The sequence below is a fragment of the Desertivirga brevis genome (assembly GCF_017355835.1).
Window position 1 is genome coordinate 170,569 of the sequence record NZ_JAFEWF010000013.1, and the last position, 8,508, is coordinate 179,076.

The following is an 8,508-nucleotide window of genomic DNA, read 5'->3' on the forward strand; positions in this document are numbered from 1 at the left end:
AACTGTTGACGAATTTGACAGTTACTTTTATATAAAAAAGTTGTTTAGAATAAGCAGCCCACAACTAAAGCTGTTTCTAAACGATTATATATATTATTACCCTATTTTTAATGACCATTATTCTTATTTTCTTCCTGGCACACTGGTTCCTTTCATTATTCTTCCAAACGTTCTTTTTACACCGTTACGCATCGCATAAGATGTTTAAAATGAACTTCTTCTGGGAAAGATTTTTCTACATGGGAACGTTTTTAGCTCAGGGTGCCTCTTTTCTAAATCCAAGGGCATACGCCATTATGCACCGCATGCATCATGCTTATAGTGATACAGAAAAGGATCCTCATTCTCCACACTTTATTAAAGATGTTTGGGGATTGATGATTCAAACCAAGAACATTTACTTTGATTATTTGAAGCACAAGACCGAGCCAGAGCCGCAGTTCCGCGACCGTTATCCTACATGGCCAATAATCGATAGGATTGGCGACCTATGGTTCACCCGCTTTTGTTTTATAGGTTTATATATAGCTTTCTATTTCCTTTTTGCACCACATTGGCTGTTCTTTCTTTTACTTCCATTACATTTTTTAATGGGACCGTTACATGGGGCTATTGTTAACTGGTGTGGACACAAATACGGGTACTCTAACTTTGATAATCACGATCATAGCAGGAACACTTTACCAATTGATATCTTAATGCTAGGTGAACTGTTCCAGAATAACCACCATAAGAAACCAAATGATGTAAACTTTGCGCAAAAATGGTGGGAATTTGATCCATCATACCCTGTGATCAAGGTTTTACATTGGATGAGGGTTATTAAGCTCAGAAAGGATTAAATAACATTAAACACTTAAAAGAAGAGGAGTCCAAAAGGCTCCTCTTTTGTTTAACAGCCATCTCTATATTATGGCTACCTAAAGTTCCTTGCCTTCGGGAAATTTTCTTCCTGTGCATTTTCTCTTATTTGTGTTCTCTTATTCACTGTAGGAAATGGACTTCTTTCATCTCCCCGTGATAAAGTTAACACAGGCAATTTATCTGTTTCTTTTTTTGTTAATCCCCTTAAAAGCTTTGAAAGATCAAAACACCTCCTTACCACCACGTGAATTACCTTGCCTTCCTTTTGCACCTTTCCTTCAACCATTAACAATCTCGCACCTAAAACCTCCCTCCGGTACTTCTCGAATAACTTTTGAAACACTACAAGATTGGTAAAGCCTGTTTCATCTTCGATAGTAATAAAACAAACACCCCCTGCTGTTCCTGGTCGCTGACGAACCAGTACCAAACCAGCAACTTTCACCAAGGCGCCATCTCTGGCTTCAGTGATCTCTTTAGCGGATAGAATATGAAGCATGCGGAGCTGGTCACGTACAAAGCTGACAGGATGTGCTTTAAGTGATAAAGCAGTGCTTGCATAATCATGTACTACATGCTCCGCAGTAGTCATTAAGGGAAGTTCTATCTGCGCTTCTGTAGAACTTGCAGAAGGTTGACCTTCGAACAGAGCTACAGGCCGGTCATGTAATGCTGATACTTCCCATAATGCTTGCCTTCTATCAAACCCCAGGGACCGGAAAGCATCTGCATCAGCCAGCTTTTCCAAAGCGGCATGAGATACTCCAGCTTCCCTTAGAGAGGTAATACTTTTATAACCTTTACCTCTTGCAGTAACTAGAGCTTCTATATCATCCTCCCTTATTCCTTTAATCTGCCGAAAACCAAGTCTGATAGCGAAGTATTTTCCAGATTTCTCTTCCATCAGATTATCCCATTCTGAGTGATTAACATCCACCTCTCGTACCTCTACACCGTGCTTACGTGCATCAATTACAATCTGTGCCGGTTGATAAAAACCCATTGGCATCGAGTTAAGAAGCGCTGTTGCAAAAACATCAGGGTAGTGGCATTTAAGATAACAAGAAACATACACCAGCAAGGCAAAACTAGCTGCATGGCTTTCAGGAAAACCATAGCTACCAAAGCCTTCAAGCTGTTTGAAAACCCGCTTTGCGAATTCTTCGCTATAACCATTGGCTTTCATTCCATTTATTAGCTTCTCTTCGAACTTGCTCACTAGCCCTTTCATTTTAAAAGTAGCCATGCTACGGCGAAGTTCGTCAGCCTCAGCAGGAGTAAAGCTTGCCGCTACTATAGCAATCTGCATTGCTTGTTCCTGAAATAGGGGAACTCCTAATGTTTTTCCCAATATACCTTCCAGTCCTTTAGGGATGTCAGCCTCTTCCTCCTTATTCCTTCTTCTCAAATAAGGGTGAACCATATCTCCCTGTATTGGACCTGGTCGAACAATAGCTACTTCAATTACCAGGTCATAAAAACATCTAGGTTTGAGCCTGGGCAACATAGTTTGTTGTGCCCTGCTTTCAATTTGAAAAACGCCGATAGTATCTGCATCACAGATCATATCATAAACTTTGGGATCTTCATCCTGATTAACACTAGCTAATGTGAGATCCAGATCATAGTGCTGCTTTGCCAGGTCAAATGCTTTACGAATACATGTAAGCATACCTAAAGCCAATACATCAACCTTCATAAATCCTAATGCATCAATATCGTCTTTATTCCACTCAATGTTAGTTCGGTTCTCCATCCGTGCGTTGAGAATAGGGCACAGGTCGGTAATTTTTCCTTGTGTAATTACAAAGCCGCCTGTATGCTGGCCTAACTGCCGAGGAAACCCCATCATTTGGCCCGTAAGCTCTAAAACTTTCTTTAGCAAAAGATCTTCAGGATTCAAGCCTTGTTCGATCAAGCGTTCAGGTTCAAACCATTCTGTTGTAAACTCCCAAATTGCTCCTGCTAATCTATTTAAGGTATCCTGTGATAGTCCCATCACCTTTCCAACATCACGCATTGCTCCTTTCTGATGCTGTTGAGTTACTGTAGCTACGATCGCCGTTCTATCCCTACCATATTTATTATAAATATATTGTATCACCTCTTCCCGGCGTTCGTGCTCGAAATCAACATCAATATCGGGTGGTTCATTACGGGCAGAGGAAATAAAGCGTTCAAAGAGCAAATCAAACTTATTCGGGTTAACGGAGGTAATACCAAGGCAATAACATACTGTAGAATTAGCGGCAGAACCTCTTCCCTGACACAGGATCTTTTGTTCCCTGGCATAACGAACAATATCGTAAACGGTAAGAAAGTAACTGGCGTAATTTTTCTCTTCAATGAAGGTTAATTCATGCTCTATTGCTTTTTTTACCTTTTCAGGGATATTATCACCAAAATGTTCATGTGCACCTTTAATGGTAAGATAAGTAAGCTCCTCTTGTGGAGTCCTTCCTTCAGAGGTTATTTCATCTGGGTATTCATATTTTAATTCATCAAGAGAAAACTGGCAGGCTTCAGCAATTTCAATGGTTCTGGCAACGGCATCAGGATAACGACTAAATAAACGGTACATTTCCTTTTGCTCTTTGAGGTATCGCTCCGCATTCTGATGCAATTTAAAGCCTGCGGTATGGATAGTACACTTCTCGCGAACACAGGTCAACACGTCCTGCAGCTCTCGCCTGGACGGTACATGGTAATGTACATCATTGGTAACCACTAAAGGAATATTAAGCTGCCTGGATAGCTGATCTAAACGAAAAAGTTTCTTGTGGTCAGTAGCTTGATATGACCTGCTTGCTGCAAGGTATAGGGCTGCACCAAAGATCTCGTGGTATTCGATAAGACTTTCTTTAAAAGAAGGATCAAAGTTATAATCAGGGTTAAGAGAAAAGGGAGGGATAGCGATGAAAATAATTTCTGAAGCGATTTCAAAAATGTCTTCCTTATACAGGTCACACTTCCCTTTTTCTGTACGCAGGTTTCCCTTGCTTAATAATGATGAAAGTTTACTATACGCGCTTTTACATCGAGGAAAAGCCAGCAAACTAGGTCCATTTAGTAGATCAAGTCGGCAAGCAGGTATCAATTTAATATTCTTGCCCTTACAAGCAGAGTGCGCCCTAACAATACCGGCAAAAGTATTTCGGTCTGTGATAGCTATTTTAGAATATCCCATTAACTCCGCCTGTTCAACCATCTCTTCTGGATGGGAGGCCCCTCTCAAAAAACTAAAATTAGACGTAACCTGAAGTTCAATATACTTCATAACACTTGTCTTTCTTAAGCAAAAAAACCATGAATGTACCAATCAGATGTGGCCGTATCAGAATAATGGCCTGATCTGAACAACCAATACCTGTTCCCTTCCTGATCCTCCACCTGGTAATAGTCTCTATGTTCTCCTGGATCCAGCCACCATTCCCTTTCTATGCGTTCTGGGCCATCAGACTTTTTTACATAGTGCAATTTGTCTTTATAGCGAAAAGTCATTGGAGGATAATCAGGAATAGGAGCGGAAACCTCAATTTTCTCGGGTTTGCTAAGAAGAAGAGTAGGTCGGTACCTATCAGTCGGCCAGATAGCCGTAGGCTTATCTATTATGGAGACAGCAAGCTTAATGGATCTTTCCGGCCAGAAATGTTCCTCTGGGAAATATCTGTGAATACATTCTGCACCAATTCTTGCTGAAAGGCGATCAAGTAATTCACTTACCTCTTCCATATTTTGACCTGCATTTTCCAACCACAAGGCCTCCTGAGACGGGGAAATCTCTTCAACTTTGGTAGCCTCTATCACGAACAGTTCTATTCCAAGGGCAGGTTCTATTGAAGATATTTTTATTTGAAAAAGCTTAAAAAGATGAGGTATATGATGGGTGGCTTTGTTGGTGCCAATTGCCACTTGTTCGATACGACCATCTATTCGATAGCATCTAAGAACTGCTTTCCGTATACCTTTACTCTCTTTATACAAGCGTTGACACAAGACATCCAACAGTTTTTGAATAGCTATTTCAATTCCAGAAACAGTATGAATAGGTTCCAGACAGGGGAGGCGTTCTTGGTAAGGTTCTATTATATGAATGGGTGATAAAGGTTCCTCCTCTGTTCCTAATGCCTGGGACAATCGCTGTAATATGCCTTCTCCAAATCGTCTTCTTAATACAGAACGTGGCATGCTAACAAAGTTACGGACCTGATAAAGCCCTAACTTATGAAGTCGCTCCAGCACCTCCATTTCTAACCGTAAAGCTGTCGGAGGTAAGGGTAATAGTGCCTCTGCCTGCTTACCGCTTTCAATAACACTCCCGTTTAAACCAAAATGAGCCATTGCCCACGCTGCACCGACAGTATCAGCCAAAGCAGTTTGAATGTAGTATCCTCTACTCTTAAAACGGCTGATAAGCTCATGTAGATATTGTGATTCTCCTCCCCATAAATGAGTACAGCCAGTAACGTCTAATACTAAATTATCCGGAGCATTGATAGCGACTATTGGACTGTATCGTATACACCACTCTCCGATAGCTTTTAAGAGTTTCACATTTCTGTCCACTTTATCATCAAATACTTCCAGCACAGGCACCATTGCCCTTGCGTCTGCTACTGGCATTCCTGTATGTATACCATCAGCTTCTGCAATCGAATTTACTGCTGTGATAACTTTCCGGTTTTGAATGGAAGTTGCAAAAACAAAAGGTACATGAAGAAGCTCTGGCTTACGGATACAAAGCCAGTCGGTAACAAGATACCTGAACCATATTGATACAAAACGCTTTTGCATGCATTATCCTGCCTTTCGTGATTGCTCTTGAACATCGATCGTAAACGATTTTTGTACGATTTGCTTAAATCCTTCAGCACTCCATTCGAATCTCCACGAGCCTGGATTTCCGTTCCGAACCTTTAACAGTTCAACATTCCATCGCGGAAAGCCAAGTCCGGGCAACCCCTCTTCAGGCTCACTTGCAATAGGAGTTATTTGCCATCGGCCAGTACATGCCGTTGAACTATGACGTCCTGTAGTTTTAAGCATGACAAATCCTGTGACCTTGCTTGCCTCCATAACAAGTTGTAGACGGCGTGACTGAGAGAAGTTAATTTCTCTCACTTCTGCTATTACAGCCAGCAGACCTTTGCATTTTAAGGCTTCCTCTGTGGCCCATAAGATGTCTTTTTCCTGTTTAAGATCAATAAAAACAACCCTGTCAGGCTCAACACCAAAAGCTTTAAGAGCTGGAGGAAATATGCTTCTGTTACAACTAATCCAAAGGCAATAACCCTCATTTTGCATCATCACACTTAATAATCCAGCAATAAATCCACTTGTAGAAGCAGCCTGCTCAGGAAGAGGATTTACAAATTCATGTAAAGTGCCAGTTGGGAACACAGCATTTGGAAAAGCAGCTTCAATAGACTCTAAACCTTTAAAGCGGAGAGATCCGGCATTGGCAGGTTTATACCCTTCTAACAAAAGGATTTCCTTTTGGAGCCTATCAATTAAGATTTTCTTTGAAATACGCAGTTCCATACATTTATGGTTACAAAAATAATGCTAAAATTTTTAGTATGTCAGATTATTGAGAAAAGAATTTAGAAGTAAGGCTAACTATCTTTACAACAGTATTTTTTGGCTTAAATACATATTGCTGGCCATAATCGGCCAGTACATTAATCTATTGCTAACCATAATAATTGTTTAAAGACAAAAAGCAAGAACCGGATTGTCTCATATAATTACTCTAAGCATCTTTAAAAGAAATAGTCATTACTTAATTTTGAAAAATGGACCTTTTCAACAGCGGAACAGACAGAAACAGGAATTATTTACCTCAAGACGGGACAGTTAAGTATCTGGGTAAGATATTTAAAAGGGAAGAGGCTGACCACTATCTAAAACACCTGCTTAATTTGATTGAGTGGAAAAATGATGAGGCCATTATCTTTGGAAAGATCATACACACTAAGCGGAAAGTGGCCTGGTACGGAGACACCTCATTTAGTTATACTTATTCAAACAGCACCAAGACCGCCCTCCCCTGGACTAAAGAGTTACTGGAATTAAAATCTATCGTAGAAGAAGAAACAGGTGAACAATTTAATTCCTGTCTGCTGAACCTTTATCATAATGGAGATGAAGGAATGGCTTGGCATAGCGACGCTGAAAAGGATTTGAAAAGGAATGGTACAATTGCTTCCTTATCCCTCGGAGCCGAAAGGAAATTTGCATTTAAACACAAAGAGACCAAAGAAGTGGTATCGTTAATACTTGAACATGGAAGTCTTTTAATTATGGCAGGCACAACCCAAACTCATTGGTTGCATCGCCTTCCTCCCTCAACCCGCATAAAAACTGCACGGGTTAATCTAACTTTTCGGACAATTGTCAAGCAGGGAAATTAAGTAATTTCTTAGTATGATAGATTAAGAGGGTCTATTACAGAGGCTTCCCAACCGATCATAGAAGACTTACGATTTAATCCCCACATGTAGCCGCCAAGATTTCCAGAGGATTGTATTACCCGATGACAGGGAATAAGGAAGGCAACGGGATTACTTCCAATAGCAGTACCCACAGCTCTTGAGGCATTAGGTAACTTAATACTTTGAGCAATAGCACCATAAGTGGAAAGTTTTCCCATCGGGATCTTCAAAAGACTTTCCCATACCTTTAGTTGAAAATTCGTTCCCTTTAAATGCAGCTTGATCTGATCCAACTTCGACCAATCCTTCTGAAATATAAGAAGAGCGTTTTCCTGCATCTTATCAAACCCCTTTAGATAGGTAGCTTGAGGAAATGATATTCTTAATTTGGCGATCTCTTCTACTTCATCATCACAAAAGGCCATATAACAAATACCTTTCTCTGTGGAAGCTAGTAGGAGAGGGCCGAAGGGACTACTTACACAATTAAATAGGATATTTAAATCTTTACCGCCATTCTTATATTCAGCAGGGGTCATCCCTTCAATGCTTATAAAGAGCTCATGTAAACGACTATTGCCGGAAAGACCTGTTTCATAAGCTACATCAAAAAGGGAAGCTCCTGTTTCCTTTAACAGTTTTCTTGCATAAGATATACTAATATATTGTAGGAACTTCTTAGGACTTGTGCCGGCCCATTCAGTAAATAAACGTTGAAAGTGAAAGGGGCTTAAATTTACCACTTCAGCAATTTCCTCCAGCGAAGGTTGCTTTTTGAAATTAACTCGTATATATTCAATTGCCTTTGCAATGCGCTCGTAGTTCAATTGCTCCTGTTTCATACTGCTTTAAAAAACAAAAGTCTTAAGCTTTTAGGGATAATACAATCCGATTCTTGCGGAATAGTAATTTGGGGCGTATTAAATTAAATAGTTCATATGCCATCATCTATTTGAATTGATGAATGTGGAGCCGATGCCGAAGGGATTCGAGGAGTGGATGATCTTCTTGGACGGGTATTTAAATACATGCATTCCAATAACCACAAAAACAAAAAAGCCCTATCAGTTTCCTGAAGGGCTTTTGAATAAAAGTTGGCACCGACCTACTCTCCCACATTTTACTGCAGTACCATTGGCTCTGGCGGGCTTAACTTCTCTGTTCGGAATGGGAAGAGGTGGACACCGCCGATATAGGCACCTGAAGAAGG

The 8,508-nt window shown here is 40.4% G+C and carries 6 protein-coding genes and 1 rRNA gene; 2 read left to right on the plus strand and 5 right to left on the minus strand.

Annotated features, from left to right (window positions below; all coding sequences use genetic code 11):
- Positions 1-110 precede the first annotated feature (110 nt).
- Positions 111-842 (plus strand): acyl-CoA desaturase, encoded by a 732-nt coding sequence (locus J4N25_RS24735; protein WP_207424576.1) that lies wholly within the window; start codon positions 111-113, stop codon positions 840-842.
- A gap of 74 nt (positions 843-916) precedes the next feature.
- Here the strand turns inward: J4N25_RS24735 and J4N25_RS24740 are convergent, their stop codons facing one another.
- Genes J4N25_RS24740 through J4N25_RS24750 form a run of 3 tightly spaced genes read right to left on the minus strand, consistent with a single transcriptional unit; the run spans position 917 to position 6,405 of the window.
- The gene (locus J4N25_RS24740) at positions 917-4,141 is read right to left on the minus strand and encodes an error-prone DNA polymerase (protein ID WP_207424577.1); all 3,225 of its coding nucleotides are present in this window, start codon (positions 4,139-4,141) and stop codon (positions 917-919) included.
- Between the two features lie 14 nt (positions 4,142-4,155).
- On the minus strand, positions 4,156-5,658 hold the full coding sequence (locus J4N25_RS24745; protein ID WP_207424578.1) for a Y-family DNA polymerase: 1,503 nt from the start codon (positions 5,656-5,658) through the stop codon (positions 4,156-4,158).
- 3 nt (positions 5,659-5,661) lie between these two features.
- A complete protein-coding gene (locus J4N25_RS24750; RefSeq protein ID WP_207424579.1) occupies positions 5,662-6,405 on the minus strand; it encodes an ImuA family protein in 744 nt (247 codons plus the stop codon).
- Positions 6,406-6,659: 254 nt separating this feature from the next.
- Between J4N25_RS24750 and J4N25_RS24755 the strand changes: the two genes are divergently transcribed.
- A complete protein-coding gene (locus tag J4N25_RS24755) occupies positions 6,660-7,277 on the plus strand; it encodes an alpha-ketoglutarate-dependent dioxygenase AlkB family protein (protein WP_207424580.1) in 618 nt (205 codons plus the stop codon).
- 8 nt (positions 7,278-7,285) lie between these two features.
- Here J4N25_RS24755 and J4N25_RS24760 read toward each other — a convergent pair whose 3' ends face one another.
- Both J4N25_RS24760 and rrf read right to left on the minus strand, forming a co-directional pair.
- Positions 7,286-8,140: a bifunctional helix-turn-helix domain-containing protein/methylated-DNA--[protein]-cysteine S-methyltransferase gene (locus J4N25_RS24760; protein ID WP_207424581.1), complete on the minus strand. Its 855-nt coding sequence runs from the start codon at positions 8,138-8,140 to the stop codon at positions 7,286-7,288.
- A gap of 250 nt (positions 8,141-8,390) precedes the next feature.
- A 5S ribosomal RNA gene (gene rrf, locus J4N25_RS24765) occupies positions 8,391-8,502 on the minus strand.
- Positions 8,503-8,508: the final 6 nt, after the last annotated feature.

Excerpts from the sequence above, each read along its gene's own strand:
- J4N25_RS24735 (WP_207424576.1), top strand. The coding sequence starts at position 111 with ATGACCATTATTCTTATTTTCTTCCTGGCACACTGGTTCCTTTCATTA.
- J4N25_RS24740 (WP_207424577.1), bottom strand. The coding sequence starts at position 4,141 with ATGAAGTATATTGAACTTCAGGTTACGTCTAATTTTAGTTTTTTGAGA.
- J4N25_RS24745 (WP_207424578.1), bottom strand. The coding sequence starts at position 5,658 with ATGCAAAAGCGTTTTGTATCAATATGGTTCAGGTATCTTGTTACCGAC.
- J4N25_RS24750 (WP_207424579.1), bottom strand. The coding sequence starts at position 6,405 with ATGGAACTGCGTATTTCAAAGAAAATCTTAATTGATAGGCTCCAAAAG.
- J4N25_RS24755 (WP_207424580.1), top strand. The coding sequence starts at position 6,660 with ATGGACCTTTTCAACAGCGGAACAGACAGAAACAGGAATTATTTACCT.
- J4N25_RS24760 (WP_207424581.1), bottom strand. The coding sequence starts at position 8,140 with ATGAAACAGGAGCAATTGAACTACGAGCGCATTGCAAAGGCAATTGAA.